Here is a 1,172-nt window from a genome sequence, read left to right as displayed (position 1 = left end):
AGCTCCCCCTGAAAAACGGGGATTTCAAAAAATCGACTATAAATGAACCTCAACCAAATACAGATATTTTTACTCTACTAATATTTTAGGTCTACTTCATGCTCAACCTGGCTAACCTGGTCAGGTTATATGCAAATATTGCATTACCAACCCAGCATTTTGTGCCAGGTGTCCCTCTAACCAGACTTCGACCCAGACCGTACTTGCGTTTAAGGACACTTATAGTAGCCTCACCGCCGGCTCGCCAGCGCTGAAGTCGTTTAAACCAAGGTTGTTTTTCGTGAATTTTCCTGGCAGCACTTTTTTTACCCTTGAAAGGCAGGCTAATTCTTTTGACGCCTTTATCTTTTAACTTCTGTTCATTGTCCTTACTGCTGAAACCACGGTCCGTAGCTACCTCTTTAGGCGTTTTGCCCAAAGTTTGCTCGTGCCTGTCAACAGCCTTTTCAAGGAGGGTGTCGTCACTGGGGTTGCCCTGGTATACATCATAATTACTGATTATTTTGTTCTCTACCTCTTGAATTAGCACTTTGTGCCCGAATTCCGTGTTTGCCTTGGCCTTGCCACGGCGGATCGGACGGGCATCTTTATCGAATACACTCACGATGCGGTCTTTGATTTTCTCTTTAGCGCTAGCTTTTCTGCTTTGGTCGATGATTGTCTGGGCCAGTTGCAGTTGATCCGCAAGTTTGTCAATGAGCTTTTCGGAATGCTGTTTAACAGTTTGACCTTCTCTTTTTAAGCGCCATAATTTTTGTTTGGCATTTTGCAATACTTTCCGGCCCTCAACAATAGTATCTTCAACCTTACGGGCTATGGTTTCTGTAATACCGCGCACCTGTTCGTGTTTCTGGTCGCTTCTTTTGTTTAGTACTTTGGTTATTCGCAAAATATTTTTCTTAATGCTACGTTTTCTATCCTGTAGCTTGGTACGCAGGGAAAAACCTTGCTCCTTAATCTTTTTTACCGTACGCGTTATGGTTTTTTGACAGTCCGCCAGTAAACTGGCATCAGTAGGGTGATGAATATTTGCTTCGATAACGGTGGTATCCATTTGTAGTTTCCGGCCTCGGATGATTAAGGTGGACCCCATTGTCAAGACAGTTTTTTTAAAAATATAAGAGCCCAACATATGTTTGGTTAATTTATTACAGGTAAAATAGTTAAGGTTG

General features: G+C 42.5%; 1 protein-coding gene. It reads right to left on the bottom strand.

Annotated features, from left to right (window positions below):
- Positions 1 to 91: 91 nt before the first annotated feature.
- Positions 92 to 1,132, bottom strand: a complete 1,041-nt coding sequence (locus LX24_RS14775) for an ISNCY family transposase (protein WP_279233239.1) — start codon at positions 1,130 to 1,132, stop codon at positions 92 to 94.
- Between the last annotated feature and the right edge of the window lie 40 nt (positions 1,133 to 1,172).

Origin of the sequence: Desulfallas thermosapovorans DSM 6562 (assembly GCF_008124625.1) — a bacterium.
In the GTDB taxonomy this organism is placed as follows: domain Bacteria; phylum Bacillota; class Desulfotomaculia; order Desulfotomaculales; family Desulfallaceae; genus Sporotomaculum; species Sporotomaculum thermosapovorans.
This window is presented reverse-complemented; position numbering and strand designations above follow the sequence as displayed.

Bases quoted from the DNA above. Each gene is read 5' to 3' on its own strand.
- LX24_RS14775 (WP_279233239.1), bottom strand. From the start codon at position 1,132: ATGTTGGGCTCTTATATTTTTAAAAAAACTGTCTTGACAATGGGGTCC.